Consider the following 18,458-nt stretch of genomic DNA (forward strand, 5'->3'; position numbering starts at 1 on the left):
GGCAGTCGCGGTACTCGGCCTGCGGGGGAGTTTTACAGCCGCGTAACACAGTGTCAATCGGTATCGATAACGTTTTCGAATCTTCCTGCACGGCGTCTGAGCGGCGGCTCTATCATCGTCGGCGTGGTGTTCCCCGAGCGCGTCAAGATGTCGGACGTGGCACGTACCGCCGGCGTCTCGGTGGCAACCGTATCGAAGGTTGTCAATGGCCGCTACGGCGTGGCCCAGGCGACCGTGGAGCGCGTCCAGCAGGTCATCCACGAGCTCGGCTACGAGGCCAGCCTCGGGGCGCAGAGCCTGCGCAGCCACCGCACCAACGTGCTCGGCATCCTGGTCGCCGAGTTCGAGCCGTTCTCGACCGAACTGCTCAAGGGGGCGTCCCGGGAGGTCGCCGGCAGCGGATACCAGCTCCTGGCCTACTCCAGCGGCGACGGCGAGGGCGCCGCCATAGGCTGGGAACGGCGCTCGCTGGCCCGCCTGTCCGGGACCCTGATCGACGGCGCCGTGATCGTCACGCCGACCGTGATCGAGACCAAGGACGGCTTCCACGTCGTGGCCGTCGACCCCCACACCGGCCCGTCCGGCCTGCCCACCGTCGACTCGGACAACTTCGCCGGCGCCGTGCTCGCCACCAACTACCTGCTGTCGCTCGGCCACCGCCGCATCGGGCACATCAGCGGACGCCCCGACCTGGAGTCGGCGCGCCTCCGCGAGGCCGGTTTCCGCAAGGCCATGGCCGACGCCGACGTGCCGGTGGACGAGCGGATCGTGCGCGTCGGCGGCTTCCGGGTCGAGAGCGCTGCCAGCACCGCGGCGGAACTGCTCGCGCTCCCGGACCGGCCGACGGCCATCTTCGCGGGAAACGACCTCTCGGCGATCTCGACGATGGACGTCGCCCGGAGCATGGGCCTCGCGGTGCCCGACGATCTGTCCGTGATCGGTTTCGACAACGTCCCGGAGTCGGCGCTGGTGAACCCTCCGCTGACCACGATCATGCAACCGCTGCAGCGCATGGGCGGCGAGGCGTTGCGCCTGCTCATCGACCTGATCGCCGGCGTCGAGCGCGACACGCACATCCGGCTGCCCACCGAGCTGGTCGTCCGGGCCTCCTGCCGCCCCTACCGGTGACGCCGCCGCCACGCCGGGCGGGCCGGGCGCTGCCGCGCGTCAGGTGGCCGGCGGGGCCGCGCTGTCGCGGACGACCAGCTCGGTGGCCAGTTCCACGCGCGGGCTCTCGATCCGCTCGCCCCGGGCCAGGCGCAGGACCGTGCGGGCGGCCAGCAGGCCCATCTTGGCCAGGGGCTGCCGGACGGTGGTCAGCGGCGGGGAGCACCACTCGACCTCGGGCAGGTCGTCGAAGCCGACGACGCTGATGTCGTCGGGCACCCGCAGGCCGCGTCGCCGGACGGCTTCGTAGACACCCAGCGCCATCTGATCGCTGGCGGCGAAGATCGCGGTGGGCGGGTCGGGCCGGCGCAGCAGCTGGTTACCGGCGGCGAACCCGGCCTCGTGGTAGAAGTTGCCCGGGCGGATCAGCTCGTCGTCGACGCCGAGACCGGCGGTCTCCAACGCCGTCCGGTAGCCGTCCAGGCGTGCCCGGCTGCACATCAGCTGGGGCGGCCCGGCGATGAACCCGATCCGCCGGTGACCGAGACCGAGCAGGTGCTCGGTCGCGCGCAGGCTGCCCGCCCAGTTGGTCGCGCCGATGGTGGGCGCCTCCTGCGGCGGCACCCCGGCGGGGTCGACGATCACGACGGGGATGTTGAGTCGGCGGAGCTCGGCCTGCAGCGGCGGCTCCAGGGTGGAGGTCACGAAGATGACCCCCTCGGTGGACCGGGTGCGCAGATTGTCCAGCCACTGCCGGGCCGACGAGCTGCGCCGGTGGATCGCGGACACCACGGTGCCGATGCCCGCCGCGTGCGCGACATCCTCGACCCCACGGATGATCTCGACGGCCCAGGGGCTGTCCAGGTCGTTGAAGACCAGATCGATCAGGCCGGAACTGGCCCGCATGCTCGGCCGGCGGCGGCGGTAGCCGTGCCGGCTGAGCAGCTCCTCGACCCGCTCGCGCGTCTCGGGGGCGACGTCGGAGCGGCCGTTGACGACCCGCGACACCGTCGGCACCGAGACGCCGGCCAGCCGCGCGATCGCCGCGATGGTGACTTTCCGGGATTCGTCCGCGGTCACCGGTCTCCCTCTCGTCCTCACCCGAGCCTCCGGCGGCTTTCGGTCGGACGGCCGGTACTTTCGATCGCTTGGGGGCACGGTAGGACCGACCGCGTCCCGGGTCAAGGCTCTGCCGCGCCGGAGTGGGCTCCGGATGCCGGGGTGGTTGACGGCGGGAATCGACGACCGTATTGTTCCGGCCCAGTTACCGGAACTTTGCTCGGAAGTTTCGGCTCGGCCGCACTCGAACCAGCTGTCCTTACGCACCGGTCGACCCGTTCGCACCCGGAGGAAAGCCCATGAAACTGCGACGATGGATAACCGCCGGCGCGGTCGCCGTGGCCACCGCCGCCACCCTCAGCAGCGTGCCGGCCACAGCCGGCCGCCCCTACGACCCGGCCGACCAGAGCCTGCGCACCCTCGCGCAGCGCCACGGCCTGGCCATCGGCACGGCCGTCGACATGGCCGCCCTCGACGACCCCGCCGACCCGCGGTACCGCCAGCTCGCCGCGTCGGAGTTCTCCACGGTCACCGCCGAGAACGTGATGAAGTGGGAGAGCCTGGAGCCGACCCGCGGCACCTACAACTGGGGGCCCGCCGACCGGCTCCTCGCCTTCGCCGAGCAGAACAACCAGCGCGTACGCGGGCACGTCCTGGTCTGGCACAACCAGCTGCCCGGCTGGCTGACCAGCGGTGTGGCCGACGGCTCCATCAGCGACACCGAGCTGCGCGACATCCTGCGCCGGCACATCACCGCCGTGGTCACCCACTTCAAGGGCCGGATCTGGCAGTGGGACGTGGTCAACGAGGCGGTCAGCGACCCCTGGGACACCCCGTCGACCCTGCACTACAAGGGGTTCTGGGCCGAGCACCTCGGCCCCGGCTACATCGCCGACGCCTTCCGGTGGGCCCGCGCGGCCGACCCGCACGCGCTGCTGTTCTACAACGACTACAACATCGAGGCCTTCGGCTCGCGGGATCCCGCGAACGACAAGACCCAGTTCGTGTACGACATGGCCAAGAGCCTGCTGGCGCAGCGCGTACCGATCGACGGCATCGGCAGCCAGGGCCACCTCGGCACCCAGTACGGCAACTTCGACACCTTCCAGGTCGCCGAGGCGCTGCGGAGATTCGCCGGGCTGGGGCTGGCCACGGCGTTCACCGAGGTCGACGTGCGCAGCCAGCTCACCGAGGGGGTCCAGGCCGGTGACTCCAACGAGATCAACCCGCGCCTGCAGGCCTCCGCGGCGAACTTCAGCGCGCTGCTGAGGGCCTGCCTGGCCGAGAAGCACTGCCTGTCGTTCACCGTCTGGGGATTCACCGACAAGCACTCCTGGGTGCCCGGCTGGTTCTCCGACCCGCCGGAGGGCCTGGCCACCATCTACGACGAGAACTACCAGCCCAAGCGGGCGTACCAGGAGATGAAGGCCGACCTCGTCTACAGTGGCCCGCCGTACGTCCTGCCGCGCGTGCCGCAGCGGCCGCGCCGCTAGCCGCGGAGGGTCCGGGGCGGGGCCGGTCGGTCGACCGGTCGCGCCCCGGATCGCCTCAGGTGCTCAGCGGTGCCGGCCGGCGCGGAGCATCTCGATCGTCTTCGTGACGCGCTGCGCCCGCGTGGCCTCCCGCTTGGCCTCGCCCACCCAGCGGACGAACTCCTTGCGGTGCGAGGGGGCCAGCGCCTCGAACGCCGCCCGCGCCGGTGCGTCGCCGGCGAGCGCGGCGGCCAGGTCCTCGGGCACCTCGACGGTACGGGGCTCCGCGTCGGCGGCGACGGCCACCTCGTACGCCGACCCGATGCTCACCCCGGCCTGCTCCCGCGCCGCGCGGGACAGCCCGATCAGGTTCTCGCCGCCCATCCGGGCCAGCCGCAGCGGCAGCGTCACCCCGTTGACGTGCACGCGCACGGGGAACGTCCGGCGCCCCTCCCCCACGACGGACACCTGCTCGTCGGTCAGTACGAACGCTCCCGCCGGACCGCGCTGCTCCAACGTCAACGTCACGGTGAGGGTCTCGGCCATGCCGCCATCGTAGTATTACCAATCGGTAGGTTCGGTGATCGGATGGATACCGGCATGACCATGGCCGACACGGCGGCCGCGAGCCGCACCGCCCGCGCCCGCTCCTGGTGGGGCTGGGGCTGGGCGGACGAACACCCCGACGACGCCGCCTGCGCGGCGCTGGGGGCACTCCTGCCCGGCACGCTCGCGCGCCCGCTCCCCGTACCCCGGGTCGCCGACCTGCGGATCGCCCGGCCCGCCGTCGAGCCGCCACCGAGCCTCGCGCACCTGGTCACCGACGACCCCGAGGCGCGCGCCGCGCACGCCATGGGCAAGGCGTACCGGGACGTGATCCGCGCGCTGCGCGGCCGTCCCGGGCGGATACCCGACCTGGTCGCCCGGCCGGCGGACGACCAGGACGTGGCCGACCTCCTGGAGTGGGCCGGCGGCCGCGGCGTGGCCGTGATCCCCTACGGCGGGGGCTCCTCGGTGACCGGGGGCGTGGAGTACCGCGGCGACGCGCACCGGGCCGTGCTGTCCCTCGACCTGACCACGATGGACCGGGTGTGGGAGGTCGACCCCGAGAGCCGGGCCGCCCGCATCCAGGCCGGCGTCCTCGGCCCGCCGCTGGAGAACCAGCTCCGGCCGCACGGCCTGACGCTGCGGCACTTCCCGCAGAGCTTCGAGTTCTCCACGCTCGGCGGCTGGCTCGCCACCCGGGCCGGCGGCCACTACGCCACCGTCCACACGCACATCGACGACTTCGTCCAGTCCCTGCGGGTGGTCACCCCGGCCGGCGCCGGCACGTCGTGGCAGGTGCCCGCATCCGGCGCGGGACCGTCTCCGGACCGGCTGTTCCTCGGGTCCGAGGGTGCCCTGGGCGTCATCACCGAGGCGTGGATGCGGCTGCAGGAGCGCCCCCACCACAGGGCCTCCGCGTCGGTCCGTTTCGCCGACTTCGGTGCCGCGCTGCGCGCGGTCCGGGCGATCGCCCAGTCCGGCCTCTCCCCCGCCAACTGCCGGCTGCTCGACCCCGGCGAGGCCGCGCTGTCCGGCGCCGCCCGGGACGGCTCGTCCCTGCTCGTCCTCGGCTTCGAGTCGGCTGCCGTACCGGTGGACGCCGCGCTCGCTCAGGCGCTGGACCTGGCCCGCGCACACGGTGGGACGCCCTCCTCCGGCGCGGGGCCCCGGGGCGACGAGGCGGTCGACGCCTGGCGCGCCGCGTTCCTCCGGATGCCGTACCTGCGGGACGGCCTCGCCCGGATGGGAGCCGTCGTCGAGACCTTCGAGACGGCCGCCACCTGGACCCGGCTTCCGGCCCTGATCGACGCGGTCCGTGCCGAGGTCGGCGCGGCCGCACGCGCCGCCACCGGCCATCCCGCCACCGTCAACTGCCGCCTCACGCACGTCTATCCCGACGGAGCGGCGCCCTACTTCACCGTGCTGGCCGGCGGCCGTCCCGGCGACGAGGTCGCCGTCTGGGACCACCTCAAGGACGTCGCGACCGACGTCCTCCACCGCCATCACGCCACCATCACCCACCACCACGCCGTCGGCCGCGACCACCGCCCCGGCTACGACCGGCAGCGCCCGGAGCCGTTCGCCCTGGCCCTGCGTGCCGCCAAGACCGCGCTCGATCCCCAGGGCATCCTCAATCCCGGCGTGCTCGTGGACTGAGCCGCGCTCCTAGTCCGATCGCGCGGTGGCGGCGGCGGCGCGATAGGCGCGCGGCGAGAGACCGATGGTGCGTTTGAAGGCGACGCTGAAGGCGCTCTCCGAGCCGTACCCCACGTCCCGGGCGATGGTGGCGACGGTGCCGTCACCGCGGCGGATGCGGTCGGCGGCCAGTTCGATGCGCCACGCGGTGAGGTATTCCAGCGGGCCCTGCCCGACCACCTGCTTGAACCGGGCCGCCAGGGTGGAGCGGGCCACGGCCGCGGTGCGCGCCAGTTCGGCGACCGTCCAGGGGTGGGCGGGCCGGGCGTGCATCCGTCGCAGGACGGTCGCCACCGTGGGGTCGGTCAGGCCGGCCAACCAGCCCGAGGAGGTACGGCCGGCCTCCCCCGCGAGGTAGAGGCGCAGGATCCGCACCAGCATGACGATCGCCAGGTGCTCGGCGACGAGCCGGGCCCCCGCCGCGTTCCGCTGCAGTTCCGTGTCGATCTCCTCGACCGCCCGCCGCACGGCCGCGGCCTCGGGCGTCCCGGCCGCCACGTGGATGACCGGCGGCAGGCCGTCCAGCAGCAGCGCCTGGGCGCGGTCGCTGAACGTGAACGCGCCCCCGACGAGGAACACCTCGTCGCCGGCCCCGGCCCGGGCCACGCCGTCGACGGCCGCGGCGAACCGGGGGCCCGCCGGTTCGGCCGGCAGCTCCAGGTCGCTGGCCAGGGTGAACGCGACCGGCCGGGTCAGCAGGAAGCAGTCCCCCTCCCGGAGCCTGAGGGGATCGGCCACCCCGTCCACCCGGAGCCAGCAGGTCCCGCGGCGGACGACGTTGAACTTCACCCCGGCGGGTGGGTCGAACCGGAGCGCCCACGGCCCTCCGGCCGCCAGGGCGGCGGACAGGCGGCTCGTCGCCCCGATCAGGGACAGCACGTCCTCCAACGGGTCCACGCGCACCCCTCTCGGACGCTGGCTAAACTTCTGCGGACGCCAAACTATAGTTCGTCCAGTTCGCCGGTCGTAGCGTTGCCGTCATGACCGAGAGCACACGCCTGACCACACCCTTCACCGCCCGCGCCACCGCCGACGAGATCATCGCCGGCGTCGACCTCACCGGGCACCGCATGATCGTCACCGGGGGCGCCTCCGGCATCGGCCGGGAGACCGTACGCGCCCTCGCCCGCGCCGGCGCGGAGGTCACCGTGGCGACCCGCGACCCCGCCCGCGCGGAGGACCTCGTGGCCGAGTTCACCGGCCCCGGCCCGGGCACGGTCCGGGCCCTCGCGCTCGACCTGGCCGACCTCGACTCCGTCGACGCCTTCGTGGCCGGGTGGACCGGACCGCTGCACGCCCTGATCGCGAACGCCGGAATCATGGCGGTCCCGGACCGCCGGCTGACCCCGGAGGGTTGGGAACTGCAGCTGGCCACCAACCACCTCGGCCACTTCGCGCTCGCCCGGGGCCTGCGCGACAGCCTCCGGTCCGCCGGCTCCGCCCGGGTCGTCGTGGTCAGCTCGGGCGCGCAACTGCGGGCCGGCATCGACTTCGACGACCCGCACTTCGCTCGCCGCCCGTACGACCCGTGGACCGCGTACAGCCAGTCGAAGACCGCCGACGTCCTCCTGGCCGTCGGCATCGCCCGCCGGTGGTCCGCCGACGGGATCACCGCCAACGCCCTGGCCCCGGGCGTCATCATCACCAACCTGCAACGCCACCTGAGCGAGGACACGCTGCGCTCCTTCGGAGTGACGACCGACGAGACGGGCGCCGTGGCCGTGCCGGACCACTACAAGACCCCCGCCCAGGGCGCCGCCACCACGGTGCTGCTGGCCGCGTCGCCGCTGGTCGAGGGCGTCACCGGCCGCTACTTCGAGGACAACCAGGAGGCGGCGGTGGTCCCGGGCGGCCCGGAGCCGATGACCGGGGTGGCCGAGCACTCCGTGGACCCGGCCGCGGCGGACCGGCTCTGGACGTACGCCGAGGAAACCCTCGGCGCTCGCCGACGGTGACCGGAAGGCGCAGCCCGGCCCGGCCGGCGTGAGCGGCCCGCCGCGGGCCGGCCGGAGCTACCGCAGTGTCCACCGCTGGTTCGCAGCGCCGGTGCAGGTCCAGAGGATCACGGTGGTGCCGTTGCCGGTGGCCGCGCCGTTGACGTCGAGGCAGAGGCCGGACTGCTGGCCCCGGACCGTGCCGTCGGAGTTGCGGGTCCAGCGCTGGTTGGCCCCGCCGTTGCAGTCCCAGATCTGCGCCTTGGCGCCCGCGGTGGCGTTCAGCGGCGCGTCCAGGCACTTGCCCAGGGCCTGGAGGGTGTCCCCGTTGACCGTCCACCGCTGGTTGGCGCCACCGTTGCAGTCCCAGATGACCGGCTGCGTGCCGTTGGCGGTGGTGCTCTGGGGCACGTCCAGGCATCGACCGGAGGCGGCGCTGACCAGCGCGCCGCTGGTCGTCGGGGGCGGGGTGGTGGTGCCGCCGCCGCTGACCCGGTAGACCGCGGTGCCGTGCGCGGGGACGCTGGCCGCGATGGTGCCGCTGGTGGTGCTAGTGGCGTTGGTCCACGCGTCGAGCAGGGTGAAGCTGCTGCCGCTCTTGCCGACGGCAGCGGCGGTGGTGGAGATCGTCGTGGTGCTGCTGCCCTGGTTGAACAGGGCCACCGCGACGTCACCGTTGGCCAGCGGCTTGGCGAGCACCCGGCGGGTGCCGTCGAAGGAGACCTGAGCGGCCTGCCGGCCGAGGATGTCCAGGTTGATCGCGATCAGGTTCCGGTTGGTCAGGATGCTCTGGGTGGCCGGCGTCATGGAACGGACGTCGTTGCCGGCGATCAGCGGCGACGCGAGCACCGCCCACATGGCGAAGTGGCTGCGCATCTCGGTGTCGGTCATGCCGCCCCGGCCGACCTCCATCATGTCGGGGTCGTTGAACGCGCCCGGGCGTGCGTACCCGGCCAGGGGCACGGTGACGTTGATGATGTTCTGGACGCCCATCGGGTAGCCGTTGGTCTGGCCGGTGTCCCAGGCGTTGGTGATGTCCTCGGTGGTCCGCCACATGTTGGCCACGTCGCCCCAGTCGCGCTGCGGGCCGGTCTTGGCGTGGATGCTGTTCGGGTTGATGCTGTACACGATGGGCCGGCCGGTCGCCGCGAGCGCGTCGCGCATCTTGGCGAAGGTCGCCACCTGCTGGTCGATGGTGCCGTTGGGCGAGCACCAGTCGTACTTGAGGAAGTCCACGCCCCACGCGGCGAACTGCCGGGCGTCCTGCGCCTCGTGGCCCTGGCTGCCGGTGGCGCCCGGGTAGGAGTTGAAGTACTGCGCGCAGGTCCGGTCGACCGGAACCTGGTAGAGGCCGAATTTCAGGCCCTTTCCGTGCAGGTAGTCGCCGAGCGCCCGCATGCCGCTGGGGAACCGGCCGGGGTCGCCCTGGAGGTTGCCGGCGGAGTCGCGGTTGGGGTTGAACCAGCAGTCGTCGACGACGACGTACTGGTAGCCGGCGTCGCGCATGCCGCTGGCGACGATGGCGTCCGCGGTCTGCCGGATCAGGGTCTCGTTGATGTTGCAGCCGAACGAGTTCCAACTGTTCCAGCCCATCGGTGGGGTGCGGGCGACCCCGTTCTCCAGGGCCAGGGCGGTGTCCGGGCGCAGTCCGGTCAGGGTGCCGGCCAGCAGCAGGCCGGCCGCGAGGCCAGCGGCCCAGCGGCGGCCCGAGGCGAACGGTCTCATCGGATCTCCTTCCGTGGCGGCGTACGCCGTCACAGGTGACGGTCCGGCCGGCGGTCGGCGCTGCGCCGGCGGCGGGACGGTGGTGGGTTGGTGGGGCTCCGTCCGTCCCGGCCCGGGGCGGTCGGTCCCGCGCCCGGGCCGGACGGGCTCGGCCGGTCGTCGCCTCAGGCGACGGTGCAGGCCGCGCCGTTGAGGGTGAACGAGCCGGGCTTGGCGGTGTCGCCGGTGTGCGTGGCCTGGAAGCCGATGCTCATCGAGGCGTTGGGGGCCAGGGTGGCGTTGTAGCCGACGTTGCGGGCCGTCACCTGCCCGGAGGTGGGCGAGTAGGTGGCGTTCCAGCCGGAGACGATGCTCTGGCCGCCGGGCAGGGTGAAGGCCAGGGACCACCCGTTGATCGTGCTGCTGCCGGTGTTGGTGATGGTGATGTCCTCGGTCAGGCCGTTGTTCCACGCGTTGACCGCAGCGCTCACCCGGCAGGCCCCGCCACCCGGCGACGGGGTGGTGGGGTCGGGCGACGGGGTGGTCGGGCTCGGCGATGGGGTGCTGCCCTCGAACTGGGTGAAGAAGGACCAGACCAGGCCGGGCACCCAGGTCCGGGTGCCGCTGTCCCCGGTCGCGCCGTCCTGCGGGGCGGCGATGTGCCCCTCGTCGAACGCCGCCCACACCACCGGGTGCCCGGTGGAGCAGCCCGAGTAGGTGGTCACCCGGTGGGTGAGGCTCCCCTGGGACGGCTCCGGCGGGCTCTGCGCGGTGCAGCCGTTGTTACGGACGAACCGGTCCCGCAGCGCGCGGCCGCCGGAGATGTTGAGCACCCCGTCGCGGATGCCGTGCACCCCGAGGTACGCGACCGGCTGGCTGCCGCCGCTGCAACCGCTGAGCAGCCCGCCGGACTGGACCGCGACCGCCCGGAAGACGGTGGGGCGGGCGCAGGCGATGGCGTGGCTCATGGCGCCGCCGTAGCTGAAGCCGACCGCGAAGCGCTGCGTCGTGTCGACGCACAGGCCGGCGTCGAGCTGGCGGATCATGTCGTCGACGAAGGTGAGGTCCTCCCCGTTGGAGTTCGCCCAGCCGTTGTTGAGGCCCTGCGGCGCCACGAAGATGGTGCTGTTGTTCGCCAGTCGCAGCAGGCCGTAGTAGGACCAGACGTCGCGCTGCACGGTCTGTCCGGTGGCCACGTCGGTGGCGGTGCCGTTCAGCCAGTGGAACCCGAAGACCACCCGGTAGGGATGGTTGCTGTCGTAGTTGTCGGGGACCTTGAGGAGGTAGCTGCGGGTCCTGCCGCTGCTCTGGATCGAGTGGGTACCGCTGGCCAGGGTGGGTGCCCGGCCGCAGCCGGCGGTCGCCGCGGCGGCGCCGACGTCGGCGGCCGCGGCGCTCGCGCCGAGGCCGCCACTCCACGCGGTGGCGGTCGCCGTCGCCGCGACGAGCGCCGCGACGGCGAATGCGCCGAGGAGGGATCTGGTTCCAACCATCGGGGTGACTCCCTTCGCCGCGCTGGGCGGCGTAGCTGGGTGGGGAATGGCCCGGCAGGTCCGCCACCGCACCGCCACCGGCCGGGGCCCGGTCCGGTAGCCGGACGCGGGACCATGGCGGCCGGGCGTACGCCGTCAGGGCTCTCGTCGGTCGGAGCCGAGCCGGCGGCGCTCGCCGCCCGGCGGAGGTGTGGCGACCTGCCGCGTCGCCTGATCGCAGCCCGATCGACCCGCGCGAATGGCCCGTCGCTCCCGAGCGACAAGCTATCGTGTGAGCGATAACATCGCAATACATGAATGCCCGCGACGGCTCGGCCGGCACCGTCAAGCCCGACCGCAGCCTGGTGACGGAAGGACCTGGAGACGGAGCCACGCGCGGAAACGCAGTGGTGACCAACGGCCTCCTGCACGAGAAGGTCCTCGCCCGGCTCGCCGGCGTCCAGAAGACCCGTTGAGCATGTTATCGATAACATGCTATGTTCCGAGCTCAGGAGTCGCGGGCGTGCTGCCCCGCTCGGGATCACCGACCGTCGAAGGGCACCGGCACATCCGGGTCGACGGGTCACCAGCTCCCGCAGCCGTCGCACACCGCCGGGCCGTGCGGGCCGCGTACGCGCCGCCGCCGGCACACCCGCGCGATGTTCCGTCGCCGTTCTGCCGTATCGCCGTCCGGGCACCCACCGCACCGTCTCCGGAAGGATCCCCGATGCGCACCACTCGGAAAGCCAGGGTGGCGGCCCTCGTGGCCACCGCGGGCCTGGTCGCCACGGCCGCAGCCGTGACCCTGCCCGCCGAGGCCGCCGCCGCCGGCTGCGCGGTCACCTACCAGGTCTCCTCGCAGTGGCCGGGCGGCTTCACCGCCGGCGTCACCGTGACCAACCTCGGCGACCCGGTCACCGGCTGGACGCTCACCTGGAGCTACGCGGCCGGGCAGCAGGTCACCCAGTACTGGAACGCCGCCATCACGCAGAGCGGCGGCCAGGTGCGGGCCGCGAACGTCAGCTACAACGCGAACATCGGGAGCAACGCCCGGGTGTCCTTCGGCTTCAACGGCTCGTGGACCGGCAGCAACCCCGCGCCCAGCAGCTTCGCGCTCAACGGCACCACCTGCACCGGCGGCACGACCACCCCGCCGCCCAGCACCACCCCACCGCCGAACACGCCCCCGCCCAGCACGCCCCCGCCCAGCTCGCCGCCGCCGACCGGCAGCCTGCCGAGCAGCTTCCGGTGGAGCTCCAGCGGCGCGCTGATCGGTCCGAAGAACGACGGCCGCGGCATCGCCGGGATCAAGGATCCCTCGGTCGTCTACTACAACGGCAGATACCACGTCTTCGCCAGCACCGCGCAGTCCGCCGGCTACAACCTGGTCTACACCAGCTTCGCCGACTGGTCCCAGGCCGGCTCGGCGCCGTTCACCTACCTCGACCAGACCCCGATCGGCGCCGGCTACCGGGCCGCGCCGCAGGTGTTCTACTTCGCGCCGCAGCGGCTGTGGTACCTCGTCTACCAGACCGGTAACGCGTCCTACTCGACCAACCCGGACATCAGCAACCCGGCCGGGTGGAGCGCCCCGAAGAACTTCTACAGCGACATGCCGCAGATCATCCGGGACAACATCGGCAGCGGCTACTGGGTCGACATGTGGGTCATCTGCGACTCCGCGAACTGCTACCTGTTCTCCTCCGACGACAACGGGCACCTCTACCGGTCGCAGACCACCCTCGCCAACTTCCCCAACGGCATGACCGACACCGTCATCGCCATGCAGGACAGCGACCGCTACCGGCTCTTCGAGGCGTCCAACGTCTACCGGGTCGGCGACCGGTACCTGCTGCTCGTCGAGGCGATCGGCGGCGACGGCCGCCGCTACTTCCGGTCCTGGACCGCCCCGGCCGTCACCGGGCCGTGGACTGCGCTGGCCGACACCGAGAGCAACCCGTTCGCGCGGGCGAGCAACGTCGCCTTCCCGAACGGCGCGTGGACCCGTGACATCAGCCACGGCGAGATGATCCGCAGCGGCCATGACCAGAACCTGGCCGTCAGCCCCTGCAACCTGCGCTATCTCTACCAGGGCATGGACCCGAACGCCGGCGGCGACTACAACAACCTGCCCTGGCGGCTCGGCCTGCTCACCCAGACCAACTCGACCTGCTGACCCACGCCACCACCGGCGCCCCCCGGGCCCGGCAGGCGGAAACCCGCCTGCCGGGCCCAGGTTCGAGAGAGACCGCGGGAAATCGCGGCGGACGGGGTCAGAACCCCCGGGCGAGCCGGTAGTACGCCTGGTTCCAGCGGATCTCGTCGGCGAACCGGCGCGGGTTCGTGTCGGCGTCGATGACCACCAGCTCGGTGCGGCTCATCGCGGCCAGGTCGTGCAGTTCCTCCACCCCCACCGCCTGCGAGAGCACGGTGTGGTGCGGGGCGCCCGCGGTGATCCACGCCTCGGCCGAGCCGGCCAGGTGCGGGCGGGGGCGCCAGACGGCCCGGGCGACCGGCAGCCGGCGCAGCGGGTGCGGCGGCGCCACCACGTCGACCTCGTTGGCGACGAGCCGGAACCGCTCCCCCATGTCGGCCAGGCCCAGCACCACGGCGGGACCGGGCGCCGCGTCGAACACCAGCCGGACCGGGTCCTCCCGCCCGCCGATGCTCAGCGGGTGGATCTCGACGGACGGGGTGCCCGCGGCGATGCTCGGGCACACTTCGAGCATGTGCGCGCCGAGGACCAGCTCCCGGCCCGGGGTGAGGTCGTAGGTGTAGTCCTCCATGAAGGAGGTGCCGCCGCCGACCCCGACCGCCATGGCCTTGAGGGTGTGCACGAGGACCGAGGTCTTCCAGTCGCCCTCACCGCCGAAGCCGTAGCCGTCGGCCATCAGGCGCTGCACGGCGATGCCGGGCAGCTGGCGCAGCCCGCCCAGGTCCTCGAAGTTGGTGGTGAAGGCGCGGAAACCACCGGCTTCGAGGAAGGCACGCAGGCCGAGCTCCAGCCGGGCGGCGTAGCGCAGGGACTCGTGGCGGTCGCCGCCGGGGCGCAGCTCGGGCGCCATGCGGTAGCTGTCGTCGTACTCCTTGACCAGGTCGTCCACCCGCGCGTCGGTGACCTCGCCGACGACCTGGACGAGGTCGTTGACGCCGTAGGTGTTCACGGAGACCCCGAAGCGCAGCTCCGCCTCCACCTTGTCGCCCTCGGTCACGGCCACGTCGCGCATGTTGTCGCCGAAGCGGGCCAGCCGCAGCGACCGCATCGCCGACCAGCCGATCGCCGCCCGCGCCCAGGCGCCCACCCGGGACACCACGCGCGGGTCGCTGACGTGCCCGGCGACGGTCTTGCGGGCCACTCCGAGGCGGGTCTGGATGAACCCGAACTCCCGGTCGCCGTGTGCCGCCTGGTTGAGGTTCATGAAGTCCATGTCGATCTCGTCCCACGGCAGCAGGACGTTGGCCTGGGTGTGCAGGTGCAGCAGCGGCGTCTGCAGCGCGTCCAGGCCGGCGATCCACATCTTCGCCGGGGAGAAGGTGTGCATCCAGGCGACCACCCCGACGGCCCCGTGCGCGGCGGCGTCCCGGCAGACCCGCAGGATGTCGCCGCTGGTGGTCAGGACCGGTTTCCAGACGACCCGGGCGGGGATGTCCGGGGAGCCGTCGAGCGCGGCCGCGATCTGCCGCGACTGGTCGGCCACCTGGCGGAGGGTGTCGTCGCCGTACATGGCCTGACTGCCGGTCAGGAACCAGATCTCAGGCGCAGCGTGGGTTGCCATGGGATTGCCTTCCGCGAGATGGCCGGTCACTTGTAGCGGATTCCGATCAGTCGTTGGAGCAGGATGAACGCGAAGAGCAGGCCGCCGATCACGATCTTCGTCCACCACGAGTTGAGGCTCCCGTCGAAGGTGATCAGTGTCTGGATGACCCCGAGGACCAGCACCCCGAGCACCGTGCCGAAGACGTAGCCGGAGCCCCCGGTGAGCACGGTCCCGCCGATGACGACGGCGGCGATGACGTCGAGTTCCATGCCGACACCGATCAGCGGGGCGCCGGAGAGCGTGTAGAAGGACAGCAGGATGCCGCCGATCGCCGCGCAGAGGCCGCTGATGGTGTAGACGGCGATCCGGGTACGCCCCACCGGCAACCCCATGAGCAGCGCCGACTGCGAGTTGCCGCCGATGGCGTACACGTTGCGGCCCAGCCGGGTGTAGGCCAGCGTGTACGCGGCGACGGCGACCACCGCGAAGGCGATGAGCACGCTGATCGAGACGAAGTTGCCGCTGGGGTTGCCGATCCGTTGCTGGGACATCCGGGTCCAGAACCCGTCGGTGATCGGGATGGACGACCCGCTGATGAAGGTGCACATGCCGCGGGCGAAGAACATCCCCGCGAGGGTGACGATGAACGGCTGGATGTCGAAGAAATGGATCACGCAACCCATGAGGAAGCCGAGCGTCGGCCCGATGAGCAGCGCGACGAGCAGCACCAACGCCGCCGGCAGCCCCTCCCGCAGCAGGAACGCCGACACCATCGCGGTCATCGCGACGACCGAGCCGACGGAGAGGTCGATCCCGCCGGTGAGGATCACGAACGTCATCCCGACGGCGACCACGAGCAGGAACCCGTTGTCGATGAAGACGTTGAAGACGACCTGGATGTTCGAGAACGCGCGGTACTGGGAGACGCCGACGCCGTACAGGACCAGCAGCAGGACGAGGGTGGCCAGGACCGGGACGTGCCGCCGGGGCAGGCGTGACCGGGTACGCGCGGCCAGCAGGGAGAGGGTGGTCATGCCGGCACCTGCTCCTTCGGCTGCTCGCTGACGGGGGCGGGCCCGGTCGCCGGGGCTCGGCGCCGGGTGAAGCGGGCGCGGAATCCGGGCGCCTGGATGAGGCAGACCGCGATGACCACGACCGCCTTGAACAGCAGGGAGGTCTGGGGCGAGATGTTCATGGCGTACACCGTGGTCGTGAGGGTCTGGATGAGCAGCGCGCCGAGGATCGTGCCGCCGAGGGAGAACCGGCCCCCGGCGAGCGAGGTGCCGCCGATGACCACGGCGAGGATCGCGTCCAGCTCGACCCAGAGGCCCGCGGCGTTGCCGTCGGCGCTGGACACGTTGGCGGTCATCATGAATCCGGCGACCGCAGCGCAGGCCGCGCTGATCACGTAGACGAGGAACGTGATCCGCCCGGACCGGATGCCGGCCAGGCGGCTGGCCTGGGCGTTGCCGCCGACCGACTCGATGATCAGGCCGAGGGCGGTCCGGCGGGTCACCGCGGCGACCAGCAGGGCCGCCGCGAGCGCGAGGAAGATGGCCAGCGGCAGGGTCAGCAGGTGACCGACCCCGATGGCCTTGTACGGGCCGGAGTTGATGGTCAGGATCTGGCCCTCGGTGATCAGCTGGGCGAGGCCCCGGCCGGCCACCATGAGGATGAGGGTGGCGATGATCGGCTGAATGCCGATGACCGCGACGAGCACGCCGTTCCAGGCGCCGAGCACCAGGGCCACCCCCAGCCCGAGGGCCAGCGCGGTCAGCACCCCGCCGACGCTGTTCTGGTCGGGCTGCCGGCTGATGTAGAGGCAGGCGATGGCGCCGCTGATCGCGCAGAGCGAGCCGACCGAGAGGTCGATGCCGCCGGTGGCGATCACCAGTGTCATGCCGAGCGCCACCAGGATCAGCGGCGCGCTCAGCCGCAGGATGTCGATGAGGCTGCCGTAGAGGTGGCCGTCGCGCATCTGCACCGACAGGAAGCCGGGCCGGTAGACGGTGTTGGCGGCCAGCATCACGACGAGGACGACGACCGGCCAGAACAGCCGGTGGGTCGTCAGCGCCCGGTAGGCCGCCGTTCGGTTGCTCATGACGGCACCTCCTCGTGCCGCGCGCCGGCGGCGATGGTCTGCATGATCCGGTCGGCGTCGACGCTCTGGTCGTTGGTGAGCTGCGCGACCATCTCCCGGTCCCGCATCACGGCGATCCGGTGGCTGAGGCGGAGCACCTCCTCCAGCTCGGCGGAGACGAACAGCACCGCCATGCCGCCGTCGGAGAGCTGCGCGACCAGCCGCTGGATCTCGGTCTTGGCCCCGATGTCGATGCCCCGGGTCGGCTCGTCGAGGATCAGCAGGCGCGGCTCGGTGATGAGCCAGCGCGCGAGCAGGACCTTCTGCTGGTTGCCGCCGGAGAGGTTGCCCAGCGGGATGTCGGGGTCCGCCGGCCGGATGCTGAGGGCCTGCACGTACCGGTCGACCAGCTCGTCCTGCCGGCGGCGGGGAACGGGCCGGAGCCAGCCCCGGGCGGCCTGCAGGGCGAGGATGATGTTCTCCCGGACGGACAGCTCGGCGACGATGCCCTCGGCCCGCCGGTTCTCGGAGCAGAAGCCGATGCCGTGGCCGATGGCGGCCACCGGGGTACGCAGCGACGTGGGCGTGCCGTCCACCCGGACGCTGCCGTGGTCGGCACGGTCGGCGCCGAACAGCAGCCGGGCGACCTCGGTACGGCCCGAGCCGAGGAGGCCGGCGAGACCGACCACCTCTCCCTCGTGGATGGTGAGGTCGAAGCGTGCCACCGCCGAGCGGCGGCCCAGCTCGCGGACGTCCAGCAGCGGTGCGCCCTCCGCCGGTGCGGCCGCGTCGTGCCGGGACTGCTCGTCCAGTCGCTCCAGCGCCCGCAGCTCCTTGCCGATCATCTTCTCCACCAGGCCGAGCTGCGGAAGCTCGCTCGTCGGGTACTCGCCGACGAGCCGGCCGTTGCGCAGCACGGTGATCCGGTCGGCGATCTCGTAGACCTGGTCGAGGAAGTGGGTGACGAACAGGATGGCGAGGCCGTCGTCGCGTAGCTGCCGCATGACCCGGAACAGCTGTGCGACCTCGCCCGCGTCGAGGCTGGAGGTGGGCTCGTCGAGGACCAGCACCCGGGCCTCGACGTCGATGGCACGGGCGATCGCCACCATCTGCTGCACGGCCAGCGAGTAGCTGCCGAGCTGGGCGTTGACGTCGATGTCGAGGTCGAGCCGGGCGAGGAGGGCGCGGGCCCGCCGGCGCATCTCCGCCCACCGCACCGCGCCGAGCCGGCGCGGTTCCCGGCCGATGAAGATGTTCTCCGCCACGGAGAGGTTGGTGCAGAGATTGACCTCCTGGTAGACGGTGCTCACCCCGGCGGCCGTGGCCTGCATCGGGCCGCTGAACGACACCTCCCCGCCGCCGAGCGTGACGCTGCCGTGGTCGGCGCGGTAGACGCCCGTCAGCACCTTGATGAGGGTCGACTTGCCGGCGCCGTTCTCGCCCATGAGGGCGTGCACCTCGCCCGGGAAGAGGCGGAAGTCCACGCCGTCGAGCGCCCGTACCCCCGGGAAGGACTTGCTGATCCCGGTCATTGTCAGCACTGGCTGGCTACCTGTCATGCCGCCGGGCCTTTCCTGGTCGATGAGGCGGTACGCGGTGTGGGCGCGGCGGCCGGGCCCGAGGCCCGGCCG

General features: G+C 72.3%; 15 protein-coding genes. 6 read left to right on the forward strand and 9 right to left on the reverse strand.

The genetic code is table 11. From position 1 onward, the window contains the following. The first annotated feature begins 123 nt into the window (after positions 1-123). Positions 124-1,128: a LacI family DNA-binding transcriptional regulator gene (locus tag GCE86_RS14505; protein ID WP_154227461.1), complete on the forward strand. Its 1,005-nt coding sequence runs from the start codon at positions 124-126 to the stop codon at positions 1,126-1,128. Between the two features lie 39 nt (positions 1,129-1,167). On the opposite strand, the gene GCE86_RS14510 is transcribed toward GCE86_RS14505, so the two are convergent. Continuing rightward, complete coding sequence (locus GCE86_RS14510) at positions 1,168-2,187, reverse strand: LacI family DNA-binding transcriptional regulator (RefSeq protein WP_154227462.1); 1,020 nt, start codon at positions 2,185-2,187, stop codon at positions 1,168-1,170. Positions 2,188-2,465: 278 nt separating this feature from the next. On the opposite strand from GCE86_RS14510, the gene GCE86_RS14515 reads away from it, so the two are divergent. Further along, complete coding sequence (locus GCE86_RS14515; protein WP_154227463.1) at positions 2,466-3,659, forward strand: endo-1,4-beta-xylanase; 1,194 nt, start codon at positions 2,466-2,468, stop codon at positions 3,657-3,659. Positions 3,660-3,722: 63 nt separating this feature from the next. Here GCE86_RS14515 and GCE86_RS14520 read toward each other — a convergent pair whose 3' ends face one another. Further along, the gene (locus GCE86_RS14520; protein ID WP_154227464.1) at positions 3,723-4,184 is read right to left on the reverse strand and encodes a YdeI/OmpD-associated family protein; all 462 of its coding nucleotides are present in this window, start codon (positions 4,182-4,184) and stop codon (positions 3,723-3,725) included. Positions 4,185-4,238: 54 nt separating this feature from the next. Between GCE86_RS14520 and GCE86_RS14525 the strand changes: the two genes are divergently transcribed. After that, positions 4,239-5,840 (forward strand): FAD-binding oxidoreductase, encoded by a 1,602-nt coding sequence (locus tag GCE86_RS14525; protein WP_239542417.1) that lies wholly within the window; start codon positions 4,239-4,241, stop codon positions 5,838-5,840. Between the two features lie 9 nt (positions 5,841-5,849). Here GCE86_RS14525 and GCE86_RS14530 read toward each other — a convergent pair whose 3' ends face one another. Continuing rightward, a complete protein-coding gene (locus GCE86_RS14530; RefSeq protein ID WP_154227465.1) occupies positions 5,850-6,776 on the reverse strand; it encodes an AraC family transcriptional regulator in 927 nt (308 codons plus the stop codon). An 83-nt stretch (positions 6,777-6,859) separates the two neighbouring features. Here GCE86_RS14530 and GCE86_RS14535 point away from each other — a divergent pair, with 83 nt between their 5' ends. Further along, positions 6,860-7,834 carry an SDR family NAD(P)-dependent oxidoreductase gene (locus GCE86_RS14535; RefSeq protein ID WP_154227466.1) on the forward strand — a complete coding sequence of 325 codons (975 nt, stop codon included), beginning with the start codon at positions 6,860-6,862 and terminating at the stop codon, positions 7,832-7,834. 57 nt (positions 7,835-7,891) lie between these two features. Here GCE86_RS14535 and GCE86_RS14540 read toward each other — a convergent pair whose 3' ends face one another. Both GCE86_RS14540 and GCE86_RS14545 read right to left on the reverse strand, forming a co-directional pair. Further along, complete coding sequence (locus tag GCE86_RS14540; RefSeq protein ID WP_154227467.1) at positions 7,892-9,538, reverse strand: glycoside hydrolase family 27 protein; 1,647 nt, start codon at positions 9,536-9,538, stop codon at positions 7,892-7,894. A gap of 164 nt (positions 9,539-9,702) precedes the next feature. After that, positions 9,703-11,010 carry a CE1 family esterase gene (locus GCE86_RS14545; RefSeq protein WP_154227468.1) on the reverse strand — a complete coding sequence of 436 codons (1,308 nt, stop codon included), beginning with the start codon at positions 11,008-11,010 and terminating at the stop codon, positions 9,703-9,705. A gap of 293 nt (positions 11,011-11,303) precedes the next feature. On the opposite strand from GCE86_RS14545, the gene GCE86_RS31850 reads away from it, so the two are divergent. Next, positions 11,304-11,465 (forward strand): hypothetical protein, encoded by a 162-nt coding sequence (locus GCE86_RS31850; RefSeq protein WP_204341973.1) that lies wholly within the window; start codon positions 11,304-11,306, stop codon positions 11,463-11,465. Positions 11,466-11,716: 251 nt separating this feature from the next. Next, positions 11,717-13,165, forward strand: coding sequence for a glycoside hydrolase family 62 protein (locus GCE86_RS14550; RefSeq protein WP_204341972.1), 1,449 nt, complete (start codon positions 11,717-11,719; stop codon positions 13,163-13,165). Positions 13,166-13,262: 97 nt separating this feature from the next. On the opposite strand, the gene araA is transcribed toward GCE86_RS14550, so the two are convergent. The 4 genes from araA to GCE86_RS14570 are packed head-to-tail and all read right to left on the reverse strand — an operon-like array spanning position 13,263 to position 18,386. Continuing rightward, positions 13,263-14,765 (reverse strand): L-arabinose isomerase, encoded by a 1,503-nt coding sequence (gene araA, locus GCE86_RS14555; protein WP_154227470.1) that lies wholly within the window; start codon positions 14,763-14,765, stop codon positions 13,263-13,265. Between the two features lie 26 nt (positions 14,766-14,791). Continuing rightward, positions 14,792-15,781: a galactofuranose ABC transporter, permease protein YjfF gene (gene yjfF, locus GCE86_RS14560; protein ID WP_154227471.1), complete on the reverse strand. Its 990-nt coding sequence runs from the start codon at positions 15,779-15,781 to the stop codon at positions 14,792-14,794. Continuing rightward, positions 15,778-16,848: an ABC transporter permease gene (locus tag GCE86_RS14565; protein ID WP_154227472.1), complete on the reverse strand. Its 1,071-nt coding sequence runs from the start codon at positions 16,846-16,848 to the stop codon at positions 15,778-15,780. The genes yjfF and GCE86_RS14565 overlap by 4 nt, the downstream gene beginning before the upstream one ends. After that, positions 16,845-18,386 (reverse strand): sugar ABC transporter ATP-binding protein, encoded by a 1,542-nt coding sequence (locus GCE86_RS14570; protein WP_154227473.1) that lies wholly within the window; start codon positions 18,384-18,386, stop codon positions 16,845-16,847. Before GCE86_RS14570 ends, GCE86_RS14565 begins: the two co-directional genes overlap by 4 nt. Between the last annotated feature and the right edge of the window lie 72 nt (positions 18,387-18,458).

The sequence above is a fragment of the Micromonospora terminaliae genome, assembly GCF_009671205.1.
GTDB classification, from domain to species: Bacteria; Actinomycetota; Actinomycetes; order Mycobacteriales; family Micromonosporaceae; genus Micromonospora; species Micromonospora terminaliae.

Excerpts from the sequence above, each read along its gene's own strand:
- GCE86_RS14515 (WP_154227463.1), top strand. The coding sequence starts at position 2,466 with ATGAAACTGCGACGATGGATAACCGCCGGCGCGGTCGCCGTGGCCACC.
- GCE86_RS14520 (WP_154227464.1), bottom strand. The coding sequence starts at position 4,184 with ATGGCCGAGACCCTCACCGTGACGTTGACGTTGGAGCAGCGCGGTCCG.
- GCE86_RS14525 (WP_239542417.1), top strand. The coding sequence starts at position 4,239 with ATGACCATGGCCGACACGGCGGCCGCGAGCCGCACCGCCCGCGCCCGC.
- GCE86_RS14535 (WP_154227466.1), top strand. The coding sequence starts at position 6,860 with ATGACCGAGAGCACACGCCTGACCACACCCTTCACCGCCCGCGCCACC.
- GCE86_RS14540 (WP_154227467.1), bottom strand. The coding sequence starts at position 9,538 with ATGAGACCGTTCGCCTCGGGCCGCCGCTGGGCCGCTGGCCTCGCGGCC.
- GCE86_RS14545 (WP_154227468.1), bottom strand. The coding sequence starts at position 11,010 with ATGGTTGGAACCAGATCCCTCCTCGGCGCATTCGCCGTCGCGGCGCTC.
- GCE86_RS31850 (WP_204341973.1), top strand. The coding sequence starts at position 11,304 with ATGAATGCCCGCGACGGCTCGGCCGGCACCGTCAAGCCCGACCGCAGC.
- GCE86_RS14550 (WP_204341972.1), top strand. The coding sequence starts at position 11,717 with ATGCGCACCACTCGGAAAGCCAGGGTGGCGGCCCTCGTGGCCACCGCG.
- araA (WP_154227470.1), bottom strand. The coding sequence starts at position 14,765 with ATGGCAACCCACGCTGCGCCTGAGATCTGGTTCCTGACCGGCAGTCAG.
- yjfF (WP_154227471.1), bottom strand. The coding sequence starts at position 15,781 with ATGACCACCCTCTCCCTGCTGGCCGCGCGTACCCGGTCACGCCTGCCC.
- GCE86_RS14565 (WP_154227472.1), bottom strand. The coding sequence starts at position 16,848 with ATGAGCAACCGAACGGCGGCCTACCGGGCGCTGACGACCCACCGGCTG.
- GCE86_RS14570 (WP_154227473.1), bottom strand. The coding sequence starts at position 18,386 with ATGACAGGTAGCCAGCCAGTGCTGACAATGACCGGGATCAGCAAGTCC.